The sequence below is a fragment of the Clostridium sartagoforme genome, from assembly GCF_004794105.1.
In the GTDB taxonomy this organism is placed as follows: Bacteria; Bacillota; Clostridia; order Clostridiales; family Clostridiaceae; genus Clostridium; species Clostridium sartagoforme_B.
Genome location: NZ_SRYR01000001.1, coordinates 713,919 through 738,045 on the forward strand (window position 1 = coordinate 713,919; position 24,127 = coordinate 738,045).

Annotated in this window: 25 protein-coding genes; 20 read left to right on the forward strand and 5 right to left on the reverse strand. The window is 26.5% G+C overall.

The window, feature by feature from the left end; translation table 11 throughout:
• Window positions 1–8 precede the first annotated feature (8 nt).
• Window positions 9–908 (reverse strand): cation diffusion facilitator family transporter, encoded by a 900-nt coding sequence (locus tag E5347_RS03155; RefSeq protein ID WP_341472508.1) that lies wholly within the window; start codon window positions 906–908, stop codon window positions 9–11.
• Between the two features lie 128 nt (window positions 909–1,036).
• Between E5347_RS03155 and E5347_RS03160 the strand changes: the two genes are divergently transcribed.
• Complete coding sequence (locus E5347_RS03160; protein WP_136004564.1) at window positions 1,037–1,567, forward strand: putative ABC transporter permease; 531 nt, start codon at window positions 1,037–1,039, stop codon at window positions 1,565–1,567.
• A 52-nt stretch (window positions 1,568–1,619) separates the two neighbouring features.
• Window positions 1,620–2,048: a DUF3783 domain-containing protein gene (locus E5347_RS03165; protein WP_136004566.1), complete on the forward strand. Its 429-nt coding sequence runs from the start codon at window positions 1,620–1,622 to the stop codon at window positions 2,046–2,048.
• A gap of 186 nt (window positions 2,049–2,234) precedes the next feature.
• Here the strand turns inward: E5347_RS03165 and E5347_RS03170 are convergent, their stop codons facing one another.
• Window positions 2,235–3,080: a DegV family protein gene (locus E5347_RS03170; protein WP_136004568.1), complete on the reverse strand. Its 846-nt coding sequence runs from the start codon at window positions 3,078–3,080 to the stop codon at window positions 2,235–2,237.
• A gap of 170 nt (window positions 3,081–3,250) precedes the next feature.
• On the opposite strand from E5347_RS03170, the gene E5347_RS03175 reads away from it, so the two are divergent.
• The 5 genes from E5347_RS03175 (at window position 3,251) to E5347_RS03195 (ending at window position 7,806) form a co-directional block, all read left to right on the forward strand.
• Entirely contained in the window at window positions 3,251–3,802 is a 552-nt protein-coding gene (locus tag E5347_RS03175; RefSeq protein WP_136004570.1) for a TlpA family protein disulfide reductase, read from the forward strand.
• Between the two features lie 158 nt (window positions 3,803–3,960).
• Window positions 3,961–4,371, forward strand: coding sequence for a rhodanese-like domain-containing protein (locus E5347_RS03180; protein ID WP_207670447.1), 411 nt, complete (start codon window positions 3,961–3,963; stop codon window positions 4,369–4,371).
• 79 nt (window positions 4,372–4,450) lie between these two features.
• Entirely contained in the window at window positions 4,451–5,023 is a 573-nt protein-coding gene (locus E5347_RS03185) for a hypothetical protein (RefSeq protein WP_136004573.1), read from the forward strand.
• Between the two features lie 245 nt (window positions 5,024–5,268).
• Entirely contained in the window at window positions 5,269–5,952 is a 684-nt protein-coding gene (locus tag E5347_RS03190) for a helix-turn-helix domain-containing protein (RefSeq protein ID WP_136004575.1), read from the forward strand.
• Window positions 5,953–6,027: 75 nt separating this feature from the next.
• Window positions 6,028–7,806 (forward strand): M3 family oligoendopeptidase, encoded by a 1,779-nt coding sequence (locus E5347_RS03195; protein WP_136004577.1) that lies wholly within the window; start codon window positions 6,028–6,030, stop codon window positions 7,804–7,806.
• A 171-nt stretch (window positions 7,807–7,977) separates the two neighbouring features.
• Here the strand turns inward: E5347_RS03195 and E5347_RS03200 are convergent, their stop codons facing one another.
• The gene (locus tag E5347_RS03200; RefSeq protein ID WP_136004579.1) at window positions 7,978–9,108 is read right to left on the reverse strand and encodes a metallophosphoesterase; all 1,131 of its coding nucleotides are present in this window, start codon (window positions 9,106–9,108) and stop codon (window positions 7,978–7,980) included.
• A 309-nt stretch (window positions 9,109–9,417) separates the two neighbouring features.
• Between E5347_RS03200 and E5347_RS03205 the strand changes: the two genes are divergently transcribed.
• From E5347_RS03205 to E5347_RS03230, 6 genes are all read left to right on the forward strand, one after another.
• The gene (locus E5347_RS03205; RefSeq protein WP_136004581.1) at window positions 9,418–12,030 is read left to right on the forward strand and encodes a 3'-5' exonuclease; all 2,613 of its coding nucleotides are present in this window, start codon (window positions 9,418–9,420) and stop codon (window positions 12,028–12,030) included.
• 50 nt (window positions 12,031–12,080) lie between these two features.
• A complete protein-coding gene (locus E5347_RS03210) occupies window positions 12,081–12,494 on the forward strand; it encodes a UDP-N-acetylglucosamine pyrophosphorylase (protein WP_136004583.1) in 414 nt (137 codons plus the stop codon).
• A gap of 8 nt (window positions 12,495–12,502) precedes the next feature.
• Window positions 12,503–13,267 (forward strand): threonine/serine exporter family protein, encoded by a 765-nt coding sequence (locus E5347_RS03215; protein ID WP_136004585.1) that lies wholly within the window; start codon window positions 12,503–12,505, stop codon window positions 13,265–13,267.
• A 1-nt stretch (window position 13,268) separates the two neighbouring features.
• Complete coding sequence (locus tag E5347_RS03220) at window positions 13,269–13,742, forward strand: threonine/serine exporter family protein (protein WP_136004587.1); 474 nt, start codon at window positions 13,269–13,271, stop codon at window positions 13,740–13,742.
• A 199-nt stretch (window positions 13,743–13,941) separates the two neighbouring features.
• Entirely contained in the window at window positions 13,942–14,826 is an 885-nt protein-coding gene (locus tag E5347_RS03225; RefSeq protein ID WP_207670455.1) for a ComEC/Rec2 family competence protein, read from the forward strand.
• Between the two features lie 210 nt (window positions 14,827–15,036).
• Window positions 15,037–15,939, forward strand: a complete 903-nt coding sequence (locus E5347_RS03230; protein WP_136004592.1) for an aldo/keto reductase — start codon at window positions 15,037–15,039, stop codon at window positions 15,937–15,939.
• A gap of 160 nt (window positions 15,940–16,099) precedes the next feature.
• Here the strand turns inward: E5347_RS03230 and E5347_RS03235 are convergent, their stop codons facing one another.
• Entirely contained in the window at window positions 16,100–16,522 is a 423-nt protein-coding gene (locus E5347_RS03235) for a hypothetical protein (RefSeq protein ID WP_136004594.1), read from the reverse strand.
• A gap of 111 nt (window positions 16,523–16,633) precedes the next feature.
• On the opposite strand from E5347_RS03235, the gene E5347_RS03240 reads away from it, so the two are divergent.
• The 4 genes from E5347_RS03240 (at window position 16,634) to E5347_RS03255 (ending at window position 20,417) form a co-directional block, all read left to right on the forward strand.
• Window positions 16,634–16,966: a hypothetical protein gene (locus E5347_RS03240; RefSeq protein WP_136004596.1), complete on the forward strand. Its 333-nt coding sequence runs from the start codon at window positions 16,634–16,636 to the stop codon at window positions 16,964–16,966.
• A gap of 53 nt (window positions 16,967–17,019) precedes the next feature.
• A complete protein-coding gene (locus tag E5347_RS03245; protein ID WP_136004598.1) occupies window positions 17,020–17,694 on the forward strand; it encodes a putative ABC transporter permease in 675 nt (224 codons plus the stop codon).
• Window positions 17,695–17,710: 16 nt separating this feature from the next.
• The gene (locus E5347_RS03250; protein WP_136004600.1) at window positions 17,711–18,124 is read left to right on the forward strand and encodes a hypothetical protein; all 414 of its coding nucleotides are present in this window, start codon (window positions 17,711–17,713) and stop codon (window positions 18,122–18,124) included.
• A 301-nt stretch (window positions 18,125–18,425) separates the two neighbouring features.
• Window positions 18,426–20,417, forward strand: coding sequence for a methyl-accepting chemotaxis protein (locus tag E5347_RS03255; protein WP_168354890.1), 1,992 nt, complete (start codon window positions 18,426–18,428; stop codon window positions 20,415–20,417).
• 230 nt (window positions 20,418–20,647) lie between these two features.
• On the opposite strand, the gene E5347_RS03260 is transcribed toward E5347_RS03255, so the two are convergent.
• On the reverse strand, window positions 20,648–21,175 hold the full coding sequence (locus tag E5347_RS03260; RefSeq protein WP_136004604.1) for a DnaJ domain-containing protein: 528 nt from the start codon (window positions 21,173–21,175) through the stop codon (window positions 20,648–20,650).
• 257 nt (window positions 21,176–21,432) lie between these two features.
• On the opposite strand from E5347_RS03260, the gene E5347_RS03265 reads away from it, so the two are divergent.
• Genes E5347_RS03265 through E5347_RS03275 form a run of 3 tightly spaced genes read left to right on the forward strand, consistent with a single transcriptional unit; the run spans window position 21,433 to window position 24,127 of the window.
• Window positions 21,433–22,308: a radical SAM/SPASM domain-containing protein gene (locus E5347_RS03265; protein ID WP_136004606.1), complete on the forward strand. Its 876-nt coding sequence runs from the start codon at window positions 21,433–21,435 to the stop codon at window positions 22,306–22,308.
• Window positions 22,309–22,322: 14 nt separating this feature from the next.
• Complete coding sequence (locus tag E5347_RS03270) at window positions 22,323–23,315, forward strand: aromatic acid exporter family protein (RefSeq protein ID WP_136004608.1); 993 nt, start codon at window positions 22,323–22,325, stop codon at window positions 23,313–23,315.
• Window positions 23,316–23,344: 29 nt separating this feature from the next.
• On the forward strand, window positions 23,345–24,127 hold the full coding sequence (locus tag E5347_RS03275; RefSeq protein WP_136004610.1) for an ABC transporter ATP-binding protein: 783 nt from the start codon (window positions 23,345–23,347) through the stop codon (window positions 24,125–24,127).

The following is a 24,127-nucleotide window of genomic DNA, read 5'->3' on the forward strand; positions in this document are numbered from 1 at the left end:
GACTACCTTTATAAGTAGTCACTTTTGCTATTATGATTATGACTATTAGGTTCAACGTGAATTATTAAATCAACTTTTTTGTTTAATTTATCATTTAATGTATCTTCAATTTTATGAACTAGTGTATGAGCCTCATCTACATTTAATTTTGAATCTACCTTTATATGCATATCTAGAAAAATATAATCTTTATAACCTCTTGATCTAATATTATGAACATCCGTAATATCAGTAAAATCTTTTAATATATCAATTACAATTTCTTCTTCAATCATAATTTTGTCAGTTAATGATGAGATATTTTCTTTAATAATTTCATAAGATGCATGTAAAATAAATAAGGCAACAATAAATGATACAAAAGTATCTAAAATAGGAGGAAGTCCTAATTTAACACCTAAGAGAGTAATTAATACTCCAATAGAAACAAATATATCACTTTTAGTATGAATAGAATCTGCAATTAAAATTTTACTATTTAACTTTTGACCTTGCTTATTTTCGTATAAGGCTACAAAGATATTTATAATTAAAGTTATTAATATAATTACTAAACTTACAGTAGTAATAGACAATGTATAAGGAGTGAATAGTTTAGAAATTGATGTTTTTATAACATTAAATCCTAAAAGTAATAACATAAGTCCAATAAAAATACTTGATATAGTTTCAAATTTTTTATGACCATATGGGTGTTCGGTATCCCTAGGCTTAGAAGCCATTGTAATACCAATAATTCCTACAACGTTAGACGCACTATCAGATATAGAGTGAAATCCATCAGCCATTACACTAGTACTATTAACTATTAATCCAATTAGTATTTTAGATATTGCAACAAATAAATTAGCTAATAAAAGAATAAGTAAAATGTTTTTAACTTTTTTATAAGTAGACTCTATTTTAATCTCCCCTTTTAAGCATTATATACTATTCTATTCTTATAAATTGAAAAGTTTCATTGTATAAAATTAGGTATTTAATTTATTTCCTTGGTTAAACTAAAAGTATAATTTGCTAAAGGTTGGTGCTTTTGATGACAATATTAAGTTTAACTATATTTAACCTAATTTTTTACTCTATAGTTGGATGGATAATTGAAGAGGTTTATAGTTTCATAATTACTGGGAGATTTAAAAAAGAAGGTTTTTTAAAAGGCCCATATAAACCTATGTACGGGATAGCCTTTACATTATTAATATTATTTAATGAATATTTTAATTTAAATATTATTACAACTATAATGCTTTATATATTAGTACCTACAATAGTAGAATTTATAAGTGGATATTTACTATTAAAGGTTTTTAATGAAATGTATTGGGATTATAGCAAGCTTAGATATAATTATAAAGGATTAATTACTTTAAAGTTTTCATTATATTGGGGAGTTTTATCATACATAGGAATAACTTATGTTAATCCTATTGTTAGAAATTTTTATTTAAGTTTAGAAGTATTTATAAGGCCAATTAATGTTATTTTGGCAATAATAATTTTAGTAGATATAATATTAACTATTATGTCAAAATTAAACTTAAAAAAATCAAGGTTGCTTAATTCTTAAGTATTTTATATGATATAAATAAGAAATGTTTATGTAAGAAAAGGAGAAATTTATGTCATTTGAATTATTAGATACTAAAGAAACTACAACAGAAGAAGGTAGAAGTTGTTTAATATTATGTAACTTTAATGGTAAGGAAGCCAAAACTGTAAGCAATTTAGCAGGTATGCTTGGTATAAGAGATAAGGTACTTATAAATTATAAAAATGGTAATACTTTAGTTAAAGATGTTATAAATAATAACTTACTAACTGATGCTGAAGATGGAGTAAAAAATAAAGCAATAATATTTAATAATATACCAGGAAATAAGATAGGATTATTTATAGAAAATCTAAAGAAGTTTAGATTAAATAATGTTTTAAAGGCAACAGTTACTGAAACTTCAAGAGAATGGACAGTAGACGTATTGTTAAAGAACTTAGTAGCTGAAAAAGTAGCTATGCAAACAGGAAAAGACTTCGATCATGAAGAACAATAAAAGGAATGCGAATAAAAGGGATGCGAACGCATCCCTTTTATAATTAACAGTTAACAATTAAGGATAAACTCAGCTTAGGCTGAGTTTTTTATTTTAATAAAATCTTTTTTTAAAACTCCTAAGGGGGTTTTTTATTCATTATTAAATTTTTCATAAATAAATTCAGCTATTTTAATATGCTAAATTTTATTGTTCTAGCATTACTGCTACAGCTAGTAGTCTTGGGCCTGAATGAATTCCAACTGCAGGTGTGATAGTACCTTTATACATAAATGTAGTATTTATATGTTTTTCTAAAGTTTCTTTTAATTTATTAGCCTCTTCATGCATAGTCCCAGTCATAACTATTACTTTTCCCTTTCCTTTATCTAAAATGCTTGTTGCTAGGGAAGATAGTTTATTAAAGGCTTGTTTTGATCCTCTTACCTTTGAATGGTTAGTATAAGAACCATTTTCATCCATAGTTATAATAGGTTTTAAATTAAGTAATTGCCCAATACCACCTGTTACTTTGCCGATTCTTCCACCTTTAATTAGATATTCTAATGTATCAACTGTGAAATACATCCATAAGTTTTCTCTGATTTTAGGTATTCTATTACAGATATAGTCAAAATCATTATTTTCTTCTATCATTTTACCGACTTCTAAAACAATTAGACCTACAGCCATAGAAAGTATTTTAGTATCAAAAATAAAAGTATTAATATTACTAAAATCTTCACTAGCTAATCTAAAGCTATTTATAGTACCTGATAACCCGGAAGAGACAGGCAATACTATAGCATGAGTATATCCTTCAGCTTCTAATTCACTATATAAAGATTTAACATCCTGAACTGAAGGCATAGAAGTAGTGGGTAGCTCTTCTTCAAGTCTAGAATATACTTCTTCAGGAGTGATAGTAACACCATCAATATATTCCTTATCTTTATACAATACCTTTAAAGACGCAACTTTTACATTATATTTATCTACATATTCTTTAGGTAAGCCGCAAGTACTATCAGTTATTAAAGCAATTTTATTCATTATAACATTCCTTCCACATTTCATTATATTAATAAGATAACACAAAACTTAGCATAGTGCAATATATAGTTTTGAAAACTACATAATAAAAATATTGAGTATAATAATCATTGTCTTTATACATCATACCAATTATGTTATAGTATAGTAAAAAAGAAAAGGAGTTAAAATTGAAGAATATTTGGAAGGTTATACTACTTACATTAGTATTAGTAGTTTTAATTTTAGTTGTTAAGTTTGGATATGGATATTTAACGGGTCAATATTTAGGTGTAGAAAATAGTAATATAAAGCAAGAGTTAAAAGAAGCAAATGACTTTGAAGTTTATGATGAAGAAGGAAGTAGAGTGAAACTATCAGATTATAAAGGTAGTAAGCCTGTAGTAATTAATATATGGGCAAGTTGGTGTGGACCATGTAAAGCAGAAATGCCATATTTTGAGGATGCTATAAATAAATATAGTGATAAGGTAGAATTTCTAATGATTAATTTAACTGATGGTCAAAGAGAAACGAAAGAAAAGGCTTTAAAGTTTTTAAAAGATAATAATTTAGAAATGGATATATTATTTGACTTAGATTATAGTGCAGCAAATGCTTATAATATTAGAGGAATTCCAAGGACTATATTTATAGATAAAGTTGGAAATATAATATACGATAGAGAAGGTGCTCTAAACGATGAAATTTTAGAGACTAATATTAAAAAACTTATTAAATAGTGGAGCTTAGTTTAATTAATGATAAATTATAAAGTTATAATTATTTTAAAGTTGCTATTTTAGGGATAAGTTTATAGAAAAGTATTGAGAATTAAGTTTGTGACTTTATTACAAACTTAATTCTTTTTATAGATTATAATAGTTTTGAGGTGAGTATTATGAGAAAAAACATAATAGCTTTATTCTTAATATTAAGTACGTTAGTGATTTCAGGATGTACAACTTTAAATAAAGAAATTAGCACTAAGGGTCAAGAAGTAGTTACGGTATCTAGGATTACATCAGAGGAAGCAAAAGAAGAAATGAATAATAATGATGTAATAATATTAGATGTAAGAACAGAAGAGGAATATAACAGTGGGCATATAGAAAATAGTGTGTTAATTCCAATAGATGATTTAGAATACAAAGCAGAAGAGGTATTGACAAATAAAGAACAAAAAATATTAGTTTATTGTAGAAGCGGAAATAGAAGTAAAAAAGCTGCTGATTTATTAGTTGAAATGGGGTATACTAATGTGTATAATTTTGGTGGAATAAAAGATTGGCCTTATGAGATAGTTAAGTAATAATAGGTTGGAAAGTTTATTTCATTATGTTATAATAATCATTATTAATTGATAATATACATAAGTGAGGTAGTTTAATATGAATAGTAAAGTGGAATTAATATTTGAAAATAATGAGTATAGAGTAGAAGTTAACGGATCTTTAGTAAATAAAGATAAAGATTTAGAAAAGGCCTTTGAACAATTTAAAAGTGTAATTAGCAATAACAAAAGTGCTGAAGCTAAAGCTTGGGATGATATAGTAGAAAAATTTGAAAATTTAAATAATAAAGAATTAGAAATAAATAATGAATATAGAACTATGTCTTATGGAAATATGAAGTATTTTTATAATATGGGAAAAGTATTTTATATGGGAAATGGTCAGATGATACCATTAATAGGTGGATATGGTTTATTTAAATTTGCATTAAATGTAGTGTCTAATGGAGAATTAGATAAAGTAAATGATTTTGTAGAATTCTGTAAGGAAGTAATGCTTTGTAATGTAAATTATAGAGTAACTGATTCAAGTATAATAATATCAAGTGCAAGCTTTAATTATGGAGCATGTGAATATAATTTCAGTAGCAATAAAATTAATAAAGGAGCTTCTATATCAAATGGTAGCTTTGAAGAGTTTAAAACTTATGTTTTAAATATAATTAAATAAGATAAGAAAAATAATTGGTGATATAGATTGTTTATATCACCAATTTTTAGTATTAGGATAATGAAAACTAATAAAACTTGTAAAAAAATATAAAATTATCATTATTATTAGACATAACTTCTAAATTTGCAAAAAAGATATACTTTTTTTAGATTATTGTAAAATTTTAACAAGATCATTGAAGAAGATAGAAAAAATATCTATAATGTGTATATAATTACTATTTTATAAAAGGAGAAGAGAATATGAAGGATGCATTTGAAGGATATAATGATGATTTTAATATTTTGAATAACAAGGTTACTTTATTAATTGAAGGCAGAAATAAGGATGAATTAATAAAATTAATTAAGAATAAACAGATTTCAGAAATAGAATATGAGAAAGATAAAAATAGTAAAGTTGATGATTTAATAATATGGAATGCAGTTTATGCAAGAGAAATATCAAGAAATGGAATTCCAAAGAAATATTTATATAGTATTTATGATAAATATTATAAGAGGATTAAAGAATACATTACATTAAAAGAGTTACAAGAAATGGAATTGAATATGCTTGATGAGTATATGAATCTACTTAATAATAACAATGAAATTACTGAAAGTTTTACAGTAAACAAACTAATACAAGCCCTTCATTTAAATGTTGAAAATCATACATCCTTAGAGGAAATATGTAAAAAACTCAATATATCCATAGGGTATGCATCTTCATCTTTTAAAAAATATAAAGGTAAATCTATTATGAGATATTTAAGGGAAATTAAAATTGAAAGAGCGAAAACCTTACTTTTAACTACTGAAAAAAGTATATTAGAAATAAGTATATTGTTAGGATTTCACGATCAAAGTCACTTTACGAATACCTTTAAGAAGTTCGTTGGGGTATCACCATTAAAGTTTAGAAATAAAAATTATATAATGTAGAGTGGTAAATAATTGAAAAATGAATAAATTAATACTATAATTTTAGTATTGATTAATGAAAGGAGACTGATTATTATGACATATAATTGGAGTTTAAAAGAAATATATCCTTCCTTTACGTCAAAGGAATTCTTAGGTGATTTAGAAAATTTAGATAATAAAATTAATGAACTAAATACCTTTTCTAGAGAAGTGAAAGAGGGAAAAGGAGATGTAAATGAACTAGAAGTATTTATAGGTAAGTTTGAAGAGATTAATTTACTTTTAAATAGAATTAGTTCATTAGCTAACTTGATAATTAGTGCTGATTCAAAAGATAAAACGGCAAGAAAATATTTAGATATTATAAATTCTAAATTTAGTCTTTTAGCAGAGCCACTAACTAAACTTTATAAGTGGATTGCTTCTATAGATAATATAGATACTTTAATTGAATCATCAAGTATATTAAAAGAACATAAATTTATAATAAAAGAAATTATAGAAAAGAATAAATATATCTTAAGTGATAAAGAAGAATCAATAATTGCTAGAATGAGAAATACAGGATCTGATGCATGGCTTAATTATAAAGATTACTTAATTTCTACTCATAAGGTAGATATAACTGTTGATGAAAAAGAAGAATCTTTACCTTTAACTATGGTTTTAAATATGGCATACAGCACAGATGCTGAGGTTAGAAAGCAAGCTTATGATGCAGAAATAAAATCTTATGAGAAAATTGAAGAAGGTGTTGCAGCAGCTTTAAATGGAATTAAGGGTGAAGTATTAACTACTGCATCATTAAAGGGATATAAATCACCACTTCATATGACTCTAGAAGAATCAAGAATGGATGAAGATATTCTAAATTCAATGTTAACTGCAATTAAGGAAAGTTTACCTGTCTTTAGAAAGTATTTAAAGAGAAAAGCTGAATTACTTGGACATAAAGATGGACTACCATTTTATGATTTATATGCACCTGTAATAGAAAAAGAAATGAACTTTAGCTTTGAAGAGGGAAGAGACTTTGTATTAAAGAATTTTAGAAGCTTTAGTGATAACTTAGCTGACTTTGCTAAAAAGGCCTTTGATAACAACTGGATAGATGTTTATCCAAAGGAAGGAAAAGTTGGTGGGGCCTTCTGTGAAAGTATAAAAAAAATAGGAGAAAGCAGAATACTTTTAAATTATGGAAATAGCTTTAGTGATGTTGTTACTATGGCTCACGAACTTGGACATGGATTCCATGGAGAATGTTTAAATAGTGAAACTGCACTAAATTCAGAATATCCTATGACTTTAGCAGAAACAGCCTCAAACTTCTGTGAAATAATAATTAAGAAAAGTGCTGTTAAAGATGCGCCAAAGGAAGACGCTTTTGCTATATTAGAAGCAGAAATTTCAGACTGCACACAAGTAATAGTAGATATTTATTCAAGATATCTTTTTGAAAGTGAAGTTTTTGAAAAGAGAAAAGAAAGTTCTCTATCAGTAGAAGAAATTAATGAGGCAATGCTTAAGGCTCAAAAAGAAGCTTATGGTGACGGACTTGATAATAATTATCTTCATAAATATATGTGGACATGGAAACCTCATTATTACTATGCAACTGCAAACTTCTACAACTTCCCATATGCCTTTGGAAATCTTTTTGCAAAAGGTTTATATGCTGAATATTTAAATAGAGGAGATTCTTTCTGTAGTGAATATGAAGAATTACTTAAGGTAACAGGAAAGAATAAAGTTGCTGATGTAACTAAAATAATGAATATAGATGTTCATGATGTTAATTTCTGGAGAAATTCTTTAAAGCTTATTGAAGAAGATATAGATAGATTTATTAAACTAAGCTACGAGATAAGATAATTAAGAATGAAAAATTGATGAAAAAACTCCTAAGGGAGTTTTGAAAATTAAGTTGTTTTTATTGGAGCTACCTTTATGGTAGCTCCTTTTAATTATAAAAGTATTAGGTTTACTATTAATTACTTAATTTAGAATAGTAAGTTTATGTTGCATTTGTAGTTTTGAGAATTATTAGTTTAATGTTATTTTAACTATTTCACTTCTACTTCCTATTCTTACAGGAGGTCCCCAAGTTCCATAACCAGATGATACTATAACATTTAAAGAATTCTTTTTTAAGTATCCATAATCTATTTCAAATAGACTATTAGTAACAAGGTTTCCTGGAACTATTTGACCTTTATGAGTGTGACCAGAAACTTGAAGATCAATTTCAGCATCTAAGCTTTCATTTATATCTTTAGGATTATGATCTATAACTATTAATGGCTTTGATTTATCTATATCCTCTGTTATTTCACCAAGGGATTTTCTTTTTGTATCTGAAAGCCTATCTACACTAGAGTCATCCCTACCTATAATATAGAAATTATCATTAACAAGAACTTTATCATCTCTTAATACAGTTACTGAGTTATCTTTTAGAAGTTCAACTATTTTATCTTCAGATTTAGTTAAAAAATCATGATTTCCTAAGGCTGCAAAGGTTCCATATTTAGACTTTATTTTAGAGAATTCTTTAGCCATGTTGTTATCAATAAATGGATTAATATCGCTATCTATTATGTCACCTGCTAATAGAACTATATCAGGATTTAAGTCATTTATTTCATTTACTAATTCTTCTAGTCTAGAATTTTTAATTAAATTACCTAGGTGAATATCTGATACCATAATAATATTTAAATGAGAATTTAAAGTTTTATCTTCTAGACTTATATCATAAGATGTTACTTTAGAACTCCTAGCATTAAAACTACCTATTAGGGTAATAATTGTAAATAAAGTCACTATTAATATAGTCTCAAATATAAAAATCTTATCATTATTATAATTAGCTTTTTTAAGGATATAATTTATTAAACCTATTATAGGGAAAGTTAGTAAGCTATACATAAGAATACTAAGCCAATAAGATCCAATTAAATATAAAAAGTCATTTATGGATGATGGTAAATATTTATTTAATGTCATAGATATTATATAAGCTAAGGATAAAAACCAGAATATAACCCAGAAAAATATAGGAGTTATTTTGAAAATATAGTTAAAGCCATTAAAAATTCTTCTACCAACATAGTAATTAAGTGAAAAATATAATGAAAAAAATATGATGAAAATCAATATATATTTAAATTTCAATGTAATCAACTCCAGTACATTAATTTTTTAATAATTATAGCATATCATTTTATTTAAATTAATAATAGTACGACAAAGTAAAGGTATGGAGCTATCGCACAATAAAAATTAATAATGAAGAATGAATAATTGATGAAAAAACTCCTTTTGGAGTTTTAGAAAGTAATTAATTTTTAGTAATTATGTAGGAATTACATCAATAATTCTCCATTTTTAATTTTTGATTCTTAATTTTGGCTGTTTGTGCGACAGCTCTGTGAAATTTATAATGTTATAATAGTTATAAATATAAATTTAGGAGGTAAAGCTATGGCCTTTAATAAGGAACAAAAATTAGTTATAGATGAATTAGAAAAGAATATATTATTACTAGCATCAGCAGGAACTGGAAAAACTAACACATTAGCAGCTAGAATTTCAAATATAATAAACTCTAATAAAGCAAAAGCTGAGGAAGTATTATGTATAACATTTACTAATAAGGCTTGTGCTGAAATGAGGGAAAGGATAGAGAAAATAGTAGGGGAAAGTGCAAAGGATATAACCATTAGAACTTTCCATAGCTTTTGTTTTGATTTAATAAAAAGTGAAGCTAAGAAAAAAACAGATATATTTTCAAATTCCATAGTTTTTGATGAAGAAGATTGTAAGGAAATAATTAAGGAATGTAATTTTTATAATTACCCAGTTAATAAGCTCCAAAATTTTATAGATATAGTTAAAGTCGAAAAAGCAAAACTTAATTTATTTGGTGATGATTTATTAAAATCCTATAACGATGCACTAAATCATATATTTAAGTTTAACCATGAAAGGATAAGACAGCTATGTACTTATAAGGGGAATTTTGACTTTCAAATGGAAGAAAATCTAAAGAAATATGGTGGGAGATTAGTAGTTCTTTATAATTCTTTACTTTATAGTAATCATGGTTTAGATTTTGCAGATTTAACAACTAAGGCTAAAGAGTTATTATTAGATGAAGAATTAGTTTTAAGATTAAAAACAAAGTTTAAATATATTAATATAGATGAAGTTCAAGATACTAGCACTTTAGAGTATTCAGTAATAGAAAAGATATTTGGAGATAATAATATTTTACTATGTGGAGATATGTTCCAAACTATTTATGGTTGGAGAGGATCAGAGCCAGAAAAAATATTTGAATTTTTTAAAGAAAGTTACAATCCTAAAAGTATAATATTCTCTAAAAACTATAGATCAACTAAATATATAACAGAGGGTGCTTTAAGTTTCTTAGAAAATGCTTTTAATGAAAGGTATAACTCTATATATAAGGATAAAATAACTTCAGAAGCTGATAAGAGAGGTGAAAAAATTAATCTAGTTAAAAGAAATACATTAAGAGAAGAGGCTAGGTTTATTTTTGATGAAATTAAAAAATTGAAAAGTAATGGTGAGGATATTGCTAAAACTTGTATTTTAAGTAGGGATAATAATTATAATATTAACTTAAGTAGAGAGCTATCTAAGATAATAGGATATGAAGGTGCAGATTTTGAGTTTATTTTAGTTGATCAATTTAAATTTTTTAGAAGACAGGAAATAAAGGATATAATTGCATTTTTAAAACTTATAGCAAATAAATATGATAGTGTAAGTTTAAAAAGAATAGTTAAAAGACTACCTACAGGTATAGGAGATACTACATTAGGAGTTATTGAAAGTAAGGAATATAAGGAAGTTGGAATATCTATAACAGATTTTATAGATAATAATAGTTTATTATATGGGGAAAAGTTTGGCCTTTTAATTAATGAGTTTAAAAATAATAATATTATAGTTTTTGACGTTGAAAGTACTGGAACAGACGTAACGGAAGATGAAATTATTCAAATTGCAGCTATTAAAATTAATAGTGAAGGAAATGTAATAGAAAGCTTTGAAAAATTCTTAAAAAACAAGAAATCAGTTAATGATTCATTTAAGGTTCATGGATTTAGTGATAAGTTTTTAAGTGAAAAAGGTGAAGATAAAGAAAAGGTATTAAGAGAATTTATTGAGTTTTCTAAGGAATCTATAATAGTAGGGCATAATGTTCAATATGATATAAATATTTTAACTAGTGAGCTTTCTAGAAATAATATTGAAGGGCCTAAGTTTAAAGGTTTTTATGATACATTAGATATCTATAGAAGATTCCATAGGAATTTATTTAATTATAAATTAGAAACTTTAAGTAAAGTCTTTGATACAGAAAATAAACCAAGCCATGATGCTATGGATGATATTTTAGCTACAAAAGACTTATTAGTAATGGCTATAAATAATGATATTATCCCTACATCTATGAAAAGAATTAGCTTAGTACAAAAACATGTAAAGGCTTTTTCAAAAATTAGTAATGTCTTAAATGAGCTATTTATTAGGGCAGAGAAGAAAAGACCACAGGATATAATAGTTGACATTATTAATACTTTTAATATTAAATCTTTATATAGTGGAAGAAGTAAAGAGCTTGAAAAGGAAGCTTATGAAAAAATAGAAAGACTTAGGGATTTTTATGTTCTTGTAAAAGAATTAGATGATAAATCAAAAAGCAATAGGGATTCACTATTAGATATTATGAAAATAGTAGGATTATCAAATGGTGAGCTTGAAGCCTTAATAATTAATAGAACTAATAAAAAGAGGATTCCAATTATAACTGTGCATCAAGCTAAGGGATTGGAGTTCGATACAGTATTTATTTCAGGTCTTAAAGAAGGGGTACTCCCTTCATATATAGCTATTAAAAATAATAACATTGAAGAGGAAATGAGAACATTTTATGTTGCTTTAACTAGAGCTAAGAAAAATTTATATTTAACATATAATATTGAAGGTGGGTATGGAAGGCAGGATGAGGTAAGTAGTTTTATTCAATATATTAATAAAGAATATATAGATAATGATTATTAATTGTAGTATAATGAGAAAAAAATTTAATTTATACAGCGAGGGAATAAGTTATGAAATATGATTTAAGTATTTATGAGCTTGGACAGCTACTAACTAAACTAACTAAGGATTATAAAGTTGAACTACTATCTAAGGCGAAGTTAAGCGGTGGCTGGATGACAATTGTAGGAGAAGTAGATATTATATCTGTCCCTGAAGATAAGGTTGTTATTAAGGGGAATAATATAATTACTATGAATATAAAGGACCAGGATTGCGGGGGAAGCTATATTAAAATAACAGGAGCTAAAAATGGTGTATTTAATATAGATATTGCTAATACTAAGTACAAAGAATTAGGTGGAACTGGCATTAGTTTAAATAAGACTAAAATAAATGAAGATGAGTGTAAGCTTAGAATAGATGAAGATATGATTTTTACTATAAGAAATGCAAAGCTTAAAGATATTGAAGCTTTAATCTAAGGTGAATTATGGAGTTTAATGAAATATTAGAAGTTGCATCTTACGCAGGACAAATTATGCTTGAAAGCGGAGCTGAAGCCTACAGAGTTGAAGAAACTATAAATAGAATTTGCCTATCATTAGGAGTAGAAGTAGCAAGTAGTTATGCTACCCCAACAGTAATAGTTACATCTGTTACTTATAAAGGTAAAATTAAGTCTTTAGTAGTAAGGATAACTAATAGATCCGTTGATCTTCAAAAGATACATAAGGTTAATGATTTATCTAGAAATATAAAAAAAGAAAACCTTGATATTTATGAAATAAAGAAAAGATTGAAAAAAATACGAGAAGAAAAAAGATATGATAATAAGACTACTATTATTTTTTCTGCTTTAGGAGCCTTTGGATTTGTATTTTTATTTGGTGGTTCTATTATGGATGCTATTGCAGCTTTTTTAATAGGACTAGCTGTTAAGGCAGTTTCTATAAAAGGTGAAGAAATAGGATTAAACTCATTCTTTAATACTAGCATTGCAGCAGGAGTATTAGCATTTTTAGCTATTATATCAATTAAAGTGAACTTGGCTAATGATATTGACAAGGTTATAATTGGTTCAATTATGTTATTAGTGCCTGGACTTTCAATTACAAATGCTATTAGGGATACTGTAGCTGGTGATTTAGTATCAGGTCTAGCAAGAGGTGCTGAGGCTTTTTTAACAGCTATTGCAGTAGCAGTAGGAACTGGGGTTGTTTTAAGTTTTTGGATTAGAGTCTTTGGAGGAATATAGTATGATAATTGAAGTTATATCTGCATTTATAGCATCCTTTGCCTTTGGTATAGTATTTAATATAAAGGATAAAAATCTTATATTTTCAGCTCTTTGTGGAGCTCTAGGATGGTTTGCATATAAAGTAGCATTACTTTTTGGACTTTCTGATATTACATCATTATTTATAGCTGCAGTTTCATTAAGTATTTATTCAGAGGTATTTGCAAGAATACTAAAAACTCCAGTTACTACCTTTGTAATTGCTGCATTAATACCTTTAGTGCCAGGAGGCGGAATGTATTACACAATGGTTGAAGCTATTACTGGAAATGTTATGAAATCTTTAGAAACAGGTATTAAAACAATTGCTTCAGCCGGAGCACTTGCTTTAGGAATAATATTAGTTTCAACAATTACAAAAACAATGATAAATATAAAAAATAAAAATTCAACTATTAAAGTGAATAATAATAATAATACAATTTTCAAATAATAAAGGTGTAGTTAGAAGGTGCTATCCCACAATGAAAAATGAAGTGAGACAGCCCTATGACTATGGGGCACTGCAGGACAAAATGTAGTGCCTTTTGACATTTAAAGCTATTATGAATATAATGTTTAATAGCTTAATATCATAAGGAGGAAGTGTTTTGACAAGAGAGAATGACTTAAAGAAATCCTTTAAAAGGAATATGAAAAAACATAAGGGAAATAAAAAGGCCCAATTTATAGTAGTAATAGTTTTTGCAATTTTAGCAGTTGTATCATTTTACTTTAATAAAGATAAAGTAGAGCCTAGTGTATTACAAGCTAATGGAAATATTGAAATTTCTTATTTAGATGTTGGACAAGGTGATTCAGCCTATATTAGGGTAAATGATTTTGATATATTAATAGATGCTGGTCCAAGAAGTGATTCAGATAAATTAATGAAGCAATTAGAAGAAAAAAATATTGATGATTTTGAAATAGTTATAGCTACCCATCCACATGAAGATCATATAGGTGGGATGACTAAAGTCTTTGAAAAATACGAAGTAGAAAACTTCTATATGCCAAAAACTACTCATAATACTAAGACATTTGAAAATATGATAAAAGCAGTAACTAATGAAGGATTAAAGCCTAAGGTAATAAAAGAAGGAACAACTATTGAACTTGGTGAAGGTGCTAGAATAGATGTATATTCACCAATGCATGAATCATATGATAATTTAAATGATTATTCACCTATAATGAAGTTAACATTTGGTAACAATAAATTTATTTTTACAGGTGATGCTGAAGCTGAGTCAGAAAAAGAAGTTTTAGATAAATATGCTGATAAGCTAAAAGGTGATGTTATAAAGTTTGGTCACCATGGGTCTTCAACATCTTCAAGTACAGAATTTATTAAGGCTATTTCACCAAAGTATGGAGTAATAAGCTGCGCAGCAGATAATTCATATGGACACCCTCATAGGGAAACTATAAACTTAATAAAAGAACAAAATATTGAAGCGTATAGAACAGATACTCAAGGGCAAATTACATTAACATCAGATGGAAATAATATAAGTATTAAAACTGAAAAATAGTTTTTAAATAGAACTTTATACATATTAATGTTAGTTTATTCAGAAGGTTTTTAGTAAACTTAATTTTATGTATAGAGTTCTTTATTATATAGAAAGTATTTTATATATAATAAAGTATAATAAGCGATGTAACTTTTGGATTTTTATATATAATTAGCTATGTTATAATATTAATGTAAATTATTTAAGTATAATGGGAGGAGATTATATATGGAAAGAGTTAAGTTAAATGATAATTTGGAATTTTCCAGGTTAGTTCATGGTCATTGGAGATTAATGGATTGGAATCTTAGTAATGAGGAATTAGTTAAGTTAATTGAAGATGTCTATGACTTAGGAATAACTACTGTAGATCACGCTGATATATATGGGAATTTTTCTTGTGAAGAAAAATTTGGAGAAGCTTTAAAGATTAAAAAAGGCCTTAGAGAGAAACTAGAGATAGTTACTAAGTGTGGAATAAAATTTAAGTCTGATAAAAGACCAGAAAATAAATCTCATTGTTATGATACTAGCAAGGAGCATATTATTAAATCTGTAGAAAGATCTTTAAATAATTTTAATACTGATTATATTGATTTATTATTAATTCATAGAGTAGATGCCTTATTAAACCCATATGAAGTTTCTGAAGCTTTTAGTAAATTAAAAAAGGATGGTAAGGTATTAAATTTTGGAGTATCTAATTTTTTACCATCACAATTTAATATGCTAAATTCATATTTAGATGATAAGCTTGTAACTAATCAAGTAGAAATTTCACCTTTATGTTTAAATGCTTTCGAAGATGGAACACTTGATTTAATGTTAGAAAAAAGAGTGAAACCAATGGCATGGTCACCTCTTGCTGGAGGAGAAATATTTAAAGGTGAAGGTGAAAGAGCTGTAAGGGTAAGAAAGGCTCTAGAAAAAGTAAAGTATGAAGTGTCTGCTAATGATATAGATGAAGTAATATATGCTTGGCTTTTAATGCATCCAAGTAAGATTATGCCTATAGTAGGATCAGGAAAGCTAGAAAGAATAAAGTCTGCAGTTAATGGAAGTAAGCTAAAATTAACTAGAGATCAGTGGTTTGAAATTTATGTAGCTTCAAGAGGAGTAGACATACCTTAATAGTTAAGAGATAAGAGATAAGAGTTAATGAAGAGTTAATGGATAATGGATAATTAAGGAAGTAATTCTTTCGGAATTACTAAAAAGAAGTTTTTTTAAAACTCCCTAAGGAGTTTTATCCTTAATTATACATTATGCATTATTCATTATCCATTATTAGTTATGTTCTTAAATCAAATTTGTTATTACATCTTCTGCAGGTAACAACAATCTTACCTTTTCTTCTAGGTAGTCTTAACTTTTGACCACAGCTTGGACATTTAGTTATTTTATATTGTGACCAGTTTTTAATCTTATTTCCAAGGAGTGAAAAGCCATATATAAAATCATTCATAGTAATAGGGTTACTATTGTAAGGTAAGGCCATTCCCAGCTTTCCTAATGGCTTATTTACTATTCTAACAAAGGATTGATTTTCACTTCTTCTTTTATAATGATTTTTAGAAAGCATTCTAAAGAATGATAGAATAAGGCAGATAAAGCCTAAAGGAAGTGTAATTGTCCAGATATTGAATAAAGAACTTAAAATAAGTAAGAATAAAGTTAAATAGTCGATTCCGTAAATTCCATTTAAGAATTTCATTTTATCACCTCGTAATTATATATTAGACTAATTATAGTATAAAGATTATAGTCTATCAATTAACTTATATATTAAATTAATATGAACATAAAAATAAATAGGAGTATACATATGAATAATAATGAGAAAGAATATCTTAAGAAAGCATCGAAAGCTTTAACTTACTTCACTTTTAATAATGGTCCTATAAAGACTTTAAAAGAAGAAGGTAAGGTAAAAGAGGAGGAAGTAAAAGAAATACAAAAATACATAGAGGGACATTTAGGATATATTCTTAAGGTTTTACTTCAGGAAGGAAATATAGAAAAATTCAATTTAATAGTTTCTACCTTAGATAAATTTTATGTAAATGATAATGAAGATGTAGAAATAAAGGATGATGGCTTTGACAATATATATAAAAATTTGTTTAGTATGAATACTGGAATAAAGTTGAACAAATAGATAGATAGATAGATAGATAAATAGATAGAAATGAATTGCTGGGGGGCGTTTACATGTGGTTTCTATATTTTATTATTTATAGTTTTTTAGGATGGATTTGTGAAGTAATCTATTGCTCAATTCCAGCTAAAAGGTTTATTAATAGAGGGTTTTTAAAAGGACCGATATGTCCAGTATATGGATTTGGAGCAGTATTTGTGATATATATAATGACAAGTCTAAATATTAAATCGCCTATTTTAATATTTATATTTGGTGGAATAATAGCTTCTATAATAGAATTTATAGCAGATTTAATGTTAGAATATATTTTTCATACAAGGCTTTGGGATTACTCTAATAGAAAATTTAATATTAAAGGGAGAGTTTGCTTGCTTAACTCTACTTTATTTTCAATTTTATCTCTTGTATTAATGAGTTTTATACATCCTATAATTATGAGTTATATAAGGGTGCTTTCAAATAGGGCCATTATAATAACAGTGATTATATGTATGTTATTATTAATAATAGATATTTCACTTACAGTTTCAGAAGTAATTAATTTAAATACTACTCTTAAGAATATGAATCTTTTCAAAGAGTTTAAAAAGGAGTTTAGCAAGAAAGAATTTAAATTTATAAGACTTATTAATGCTTTCCCTCAATTAGAACATAAAAGATATAAAGAAGAGCTTAATAACCTTAAGATAGCAATTAAGGAAGCAATAAAAAACAACATTAAATAATAAACTGGAGGTAAAAATGTATATAGCATTTGTTAATAGAGTACTAGATACTGAGGAATTAAAAGAAAAAATAGAAAAGAATAGTGAGTTTAAAGTTTTAAAAGATATGAGTAAGGGTACTAAAAGAGAAGATACTTTTGCTTATAATTTAAGTATAAAAATAGATGTATTAAATGAAATAATAAAAGATGATTATGATTTGAATGAGATAAATGAAGATGAGTTATTTGATGAGTATATAAGCTTAGCAGAAGAGCTTGCAACAGATCTTGAAGATATACTTCCAGAAGATGCAATTATTGATATGAAGGCTTATAAGTGGGATTTATCAGATAATGATATTAGACTTGTATTAGCTGGGATACATGAAGATATGAAGGAAGGAAAATTAAAAGATGTAATGAAGAGATTACTTACTCAATTAGAGTAATATAAAATGATTTAGTATATAAGGATTTATAATTAAGTCGTGTTTAAGAATTATAATTAAAAATGAATAATTATTGAAGTAAATTTTAGATAATTACGAAAAAAGAATCTTTTTTAAAACTCCGTAAGGAGTTTTTTTCTTAATTGTAAATTACTTTTCATGCATTAAAAATGTGGGGTATTACAAAAAAAAGTTTCCCAATAATAAAGTTTTATGTAATATATTAACTTTTTTATTACAACTTTATCTAGATTATGATATAATTATACTTGTAAAAAGTCTGGTGGGGGGGGGAATGAATGTGAGACAAAAAAAATTTACTAACAAAATAATTGGATATTTTATATCGATAGTGATTATAGGTCTTGTAATAATGTCTTCTATATCTTTTTATTTTGCAGACGAATCACTTGCCAAAAGCAGCACTGAATCTATTCAAAATTTTACTAAATTATCTTCGACAATGATTAATAATGAAATAAATGATAACTTATTATTATTAGAAGATATTATAAAAGATGAAAAAATAGTATCTAATAGTACTAATCTAGAAGATAAATATAAATTAATAAGTAATTATTTAAATAGCAGAGGATTTGAATATTACGGAATAGCTTCAAAGGATGGCAGTATAATTTATAATAATGGCAAAAAAGAAGATCTAACTGAAAAGGGTTTCTTTAAGGATGCGTTTAACGGTAAAATTGTATCAAATCCTTTTACTGTAGATGACAAATTATTTATGTATTATTCAATTCCCTATAATGATGGAGGAGAAGAAAAGTTATTAGTAGCAGTAAAAAATGCTGAGGTAATCTCTTCTGTTCTAAACAATATAAGCGAGTTTGACAATTCAAAAATATTTATTTTAGATAAGGATGCTAATATTATTTTTGATAAAAATTACTTAGTAGGTGATGGGATAGAAAACTATATTGCAGATAAGAGTACAGACAATAGTTACTCTGAAATTATTAATATTCATAATAATATGATTAAGGGTGATAGCAATGTAGAAGCTTATAAGATGGGAAACGAAAAAGGGTACATAGCTTACTCTGGAATAAGTAGTGCTAATTGGTCTATAGGAGTTTCAATAACTAAAGCATCCTTATTAGGAGAGTTAAAAGGATTAGCAGCCTGGCTTATTGTTTCATCTATAATTATAATTATTATAAGTATGATATTAGTTAAATCAATTATTAATGGATTAGATAAAATACTTGATTTAATTAAAAATACTATGGATGAATTCTCAAATGGAAATTTACAAGTTGATTTTCATAAAAAATATTTAGATAGGAATGATGAAGTTGGTAACATATGTAGGGCAGTAGAATCTACAAGGTCTACTGTTGCAGATATTATAATTGGAATGCAAAATCATTCAAATGATACTTTAGAAGATTCAGCTAACTTAGCATATATTTCTGATGTACTAAATGGCTCTACAGAAAATATTTACTTAGCTATGAATGAAGTAGCAAGTGGAACTGAAAAGCAATCTAATGAACTTTTAAATATAGTTAATATTGTAGAAGTATTAGGTGATAGTATTAAGGAAGCTCAAATTAATATAAATAGAATTAAAACGGTATCTGAAACTATTGATAGTGACTCAGAAAAAAGTAATGATGATATGCGTCATTTAATAGAATCTATAAATAACTTCGACAATAAATTTGCTATATTTACTGAAGGAATTAAAGCTATGAATAATGATATAGACACCGTGAAGAACATATTTGTATTAATAGATGATATTGCAGATCAAACTAATCTATTAGCGTTAAATGCTGCCATTGAGGCTGCAAGAGTTGGTGAAGCTGGTAAGGGATTTGCCGTAGTTGCTGATGAAATTAGATCCCTTGCAGAAACATCAAAGGAGGCATCTAATAATATATATAATATATTAAATCAAATTGTTGGAAGTATGAAACAAATTTCTAGTGAAACTGAGGAAATGGGTGATGAAGTAGTTAATCAAAGAGAAGTAGTTGAAGAAACTATAGAGTCATTTAATAATATCTCAAACTCTATTAAGAGTGTAAATCCTAGAATAAAAGATATTAATGAATCTTTTGAAAAGGTTGAATCAAATAAGTCTGTAGTACTTGAAAGAGTACAAGAGGTATCTGCATTATCTGAAGAAATTGCTGCATCTGCAGAGGAAGTTCTTGCATCTTCAGAAGAACTTAAAAATAATGCAAATAATTTATCTACTAGTTCACAAAGTCTTGCTGTTAAAACTGCTAGTATGAATGAACTTTTAGATGTATTTAATATTTACTAAACTTTAGATGTGCTTACGCACAATTTAAAGTGAAGAGTTATGAGGTAAGAATTAAGAGTGAAAAAACTCCATTAGGAGTTTAGCAGATTATAGAAAAACCCCTATTTAAAAAATAGAGGTTTTTTTCTATATTAAGTTGAGAAATATTTTTTAAAACCTTTGCATGAGTTTTTCATTAATTTTTAATTCTTCATTTTTAACTTTTAACTATTGAATATGCCACAGCATCATTAGCACATTCCGCCACTTCCACCGCCAGAATTTCCACTGCCTCCACCGCAAAGGTTCATACCACCTTGTGGCTTAGTATTTTGATTAGTTTTTTGATAATAATTAACTATTTCATTAGAACGCTTTCTAAGAGTATCTAAAGTATCTAAGTATTCTTCATTGCTCGGATCAATTTCTGTAGATTTTAAAATATGTTGAATACCTTGATCGAACCAACCTTTCTTAAAATATACAAATCCCATTAAATAATTCCATTCAGCAGAATTTTGCAAATCCAATAAATTTAATTTACTTTCAGCAATAGAAATATTATTATTGTCTATATAAGATCTAATTTCTTTATAAAGTCCACCGTTTATTAATAAATCATATGCCATATTTGCATCATTTAAGATATTTTCAGCAAGGGGTCTAGAACTAAATGGTTTTCCGTCTCTTGAATATTCGTTAAGGATATTTTTATAAGCTCTTTTAATCTCTTCATTTGAAGCATCTTCAGATACACCTAATACTTTATATGGATCCAATATCTTCACATCCTTTATTATTAATTAAAAAATATTTGTTCATAATATATATGTTTCAATAAGTAATCTACATTTTTAGTACTTATGTTATTTTAAGTAAAAAATACTTTTAAAGTAAACTATATTAATTAATAAAATGTAAAAACCTTATTGCAACTTATATACTTAATATATTGGAAGTTTGGGAATAATATGATAAATTTATTTTATATATAGATTATTAATTGAAAGAATTATAAGAAAAAAAGGAGATAGAAATGCCAAGATTTAAAAAAATATATATAGAGACAACAAATATTTGTAATTTAAGTTGTAATTTTTGTCCTAAAACTAGTAGAGAACTAGGTTTTATGGAAGCTTACGAATTTAATAATATTATAGAAAAAATAAAGGGTTACACAAATTATATTTATTTGCATCTAATGGGTGAACCTTTTTTAAATAAGAATCTAGAAAGTTTTCTAAGAATTGCAAAAGAAGCTGATATAAAAGTTAATATTACTACTAATGGAACTTTAATAAATAATGTTAGAGATATATTAATTGAATCTGGAGCAGTAAGGCAAATAAATATTTCGCTACATAGCTTTGAAGCAAATGAAAGTAAAATAGACTTTAATGAATATTTAAATAATGTGTTAAACTTTATAAAAGAAGCTAATGAAAAAAGTGAAATTATCTGTGCTTTAAGACTTTGGAATATGGATACTGAAGAGCTTAAAGCTAATAATGGCTTAAATAGTGAAATAATAAAAAGAATTGAAAATACATTAGAATTAGACTTTTCTCTTACACTGGCCTTAAGTGAGAAAAAAGGTATAAAACTTAAGGATAGAATATATTTAAATATGGCAGAAAAGTTTAGTTGGCCAGATGCTAATCTTTCTTTAATAAGTGAGGAAGTATTTTGTCATGGTCTTAGAGATCAAATAGGGATATTAGTAGATGGTACTGTAGTACCTTGCTGCTTGGACAGTGAGGGTAAAATAGCTCTTGGAAATATATTTGAACAAAGTCTTGAAGATATAATAACTTCGGAGAGAGCTATTAATATATATGATGGATTTTCTAGAAGAGTTGCAGTAGAAGATTTATGTAAGAGGTGTGGATATGCAAAAAGACGATTTAAATAAGGGATGGTGGTAATTTGAAATATATTTATAATTTAGCCTTTAAAATGTCTATAAGTGCGACTATAGCATTAGTTATTGCAAATTTATTTAATGTACAATACGCTACAGTGGCAGCGGTTATTGCGATATTAAGTATTCAAGATACAAAGAAAAAAGCACTAATAGTAGGAAGAAATAGAGTAGTTGCTTGTATAATAGCTATATTTTTATCTATAGGAATATTTAAGATATTAGGACAAAATCCTATTACTTTTGCAATATTTCTTTTAATATTTATACCCTTAACATCAAAATTTAATATTGCTGAGGGCATGGTTCCTGCTGTAGTTTTATCTACACATTTATTAATTGCAGGTGAACTTAATTCGTATTGGATAATAAATGAGCTTTTAATTACCTTTATTGGGGTAGGAATAGCTTCTATAGCTAATTTATTTATGCCATCTCTAAGATCTGAGTTTAATGAGGATAAGGAGTATATTGAAAAAAGCTATAAAATTATTTTATATAAGATGGCAAACTCTTTAGTGAGTTATACAGTGGATATTGATGAAGAAATAATAATGAATGAGTTAGAGAATAGATTAACAGAAGCAGTAAATAGGGCATATAAAATAGCTAGCAATAACTTATTAAATACTGATTCTTATTATATTGATTATATGAATATGAGAAAGATTCAATTTGATATTATTAAAAAATTAAGATCACATTTTGAAAAGTTTTATATGTCTTTTGAACAAACCTTTATGATTTCAAAATTTACGAAAAGTGTTGCATCTCAAATAAAAGATACTAATGATTGTTTAGACTTATTAGAGGAACTTGAAGTTTTAAAGGAAGACTTTAAGCAAATGGCTTTGCCTAAAACTAGAGAAGAATTCGAGAATAGGGCACAATTACTACAATTTTTAAACGATATGGAAGATTTATTAAGAATAAAGAGAAACTTTATTTTAAATTATTCTAGTGAAAATAAAAGGGATAAATTTACAATAAAATCATAAAGGGGTATAATATTATAGGGGGAGATTTTATGGAAGAAAATACAATTTTAGAATTAAAAGACTTAAAAATGAATTTTGGAGAAAAAGAAGTATTAAAAGGCATTAATTTGAAGGTTAAAAGTGGTAGCATTATTGGCTATATAGGACCTAATGGTGCTGGTAAAAGTACTACAGTTAAATTAATATTAGGACTTGTTACAGGATATTCTGGAGAAATAAGGGTAATGGGAACTGATATTGCTACAGGAGATGAAAGTTATAAGAAGAAAATAGGTTATGTTCCTGAAGTCCCAGAGATATATGATAGTTTAACTGGTAAGGAGTATTTAACATTTGTTGGACAACTATATGGTATAAATTATAATGCAGTAGATAACAAAGCAAGAAAGCTTATGGATATTTTAGGGATATTAGATTCTTATGAAAAAAGAATCTCATCATATTCTAAAGGTATGAAGCAAAAGCTTATACTTATTTCTAGTTTAATTCATAATCCAGAAATTTTATTTTTAGACGAGCCATTAAGTGGTTTAGATGCTAATAGTGTTATGATAATAAAAGAAATACTATCTCATCTTGCAAAGGAAGGAAAGACTATATTTTATTCTTCTCATATTATGGAAGTAGTTGAGAAAATAAGTGATAGAATAGTATTAATAAATAATGGTGAAATTGTAGCTGATGGAAATTTCGATGAGTTAAAAAATAGCTTTAAGGAAAGTAGTCTTGAAAGTATATTTAATGAGGTTACTGGATTTCATGAATACAAGGAACTTGCAGATAACTTTATTTCAGTAGTTAAAGAGGTATAG

Excerpts from the sequence above, each read along its gene's own strand:
- E5347_RS03240 (WP_136004596.1), top strand. The coding sequence starts at position 16,634 with ATGAATAATAATGAGAAAGAATATCTTAAGAAAGCATCGAAAGCTTTA.
- E5347_RS03170 (WP_136004568.1), bottom strand. The coding sequence starts at position 3,080 with ATGAATAAAATTGCTTTAATAACTGATAGTACTTGCGGCTTACCTAAA.
- E5347_RS03210 (WP_136004583.1), top strand. The coding sequence starts at position 12,081 with ATGAAATATGATTTAAGTATTTATGAGCTTGGACAGCTACTAACTAAA.
- E5347_RS03180 (WP_207670447.1), top strand. The coding sequence starts at position 3,961 with ATGAGAAAAAACATAATAGCTTTATTCTTAATATTAAGTACGTTAGTG.
- E5347_RS03235 (WP_136004594.1), bottom strand. The coding sequence starts at position 16,522 with ATGAAATTCTTAAATGGAATTTACGGAATCGACTATTTAACTTTATTC.
- E5347_RS03190 (WP_136004575.1), top strand. The coding sequence starts at position 5,269 with ATGAAGGATGCATTTGAAGGATATAATGATGATTTTAATATTTTGAAT.
- E5347_RS03245 (WP_136004598.1), top strand. The coding sequence starts at position 17,020 with ATGTGGTTTCTATATTTTATTATTTATAGTTTTTTAGGATGGATTTGT.
- E5347_RS03225 (WP_207670455.1), top strand. The coding sequence starts at position 13,942 with ATGAAAAAACATAAGGGAAATAAAAAGGCCCAATTTATAGTAGTAATA.
- E5347_RS03265 (WP_136004606.1), top strand. The coding sequence starts at position 21,433 with ATGCCAAGATTTAAAAAAATATATATAGAGACAACAAATATTTGTAAT.
- E5347_RS03220 (WP_136004587.1), top strand. The coding sequence starts at position 13,269 with ATGATAATTGAAGTTATATCTGCATTTATAGCATCCTTTGCCTTTGGT.
- E5347_RS03165 (WP_136004566.1), top strand. The coding sequence starts at position 1,620 with ATGTCATTTGAATTATTAGATACTAAAGAAACTACAACAGAAGAAGGT.
- E5347_RS03275 (WP_136004610.1), top strand. The coding sequence starts at position 23,345 with ATGGAAGAAAATACAATTTTAGAATTAAAAGACTTAAAAATGAATTTT.
- E5347_RS03195 (WP_136004577.1), top strand. The coding sequence starts at position 6,028 with ATGACATATAATTGGAGTTTAAAAGAAATATATCCTTCCTTTACGTCA.
- E5347_RS03215 (WP_136004585.1), top strand. The coding sequence starts at position 12,503 with ATGGAGTTTAATGAAATATTAGAAGTTGCATCTTACGCAGGACAAATT.
- E5347_RS03205 (WP_136004581.1), top strand. The coding sequence starts at position 9,418 with ATGGCCTTTAATAAGGAACAAAAATTAGTTATAGATGAATTAGAAAAG.
- E5347_RS03230 (WP_136004592.1), top strand. The coding sequence starts at position 15,037 with ATGGAAAGAGTTAAGTTAAATGATAATTTGGAATTTTCCAGGTTAGTT.
- E5347_RS03160 (WP_136004564.1), top strand. The coding sequence starts at position 1,037 with ATGACAATATTAAGTTTAACTATATTTAACCTAATTTTTTACTCTATA.
- E5347_RS03185 (WP_136004573.1), top strand. The coding sequence starts at position 4,451 with ATGAATAGTAAAGTGGAATTAATATTTGAAAATAATGAGTATAGAGTA.
- E5347_RS03250 (WP_136004600.1), top strand. The coding sequence starts at position 17,711 with ATGTATATAGCATTTGTTAATAGAGTACTAGATACTGAGGAATTAAAA.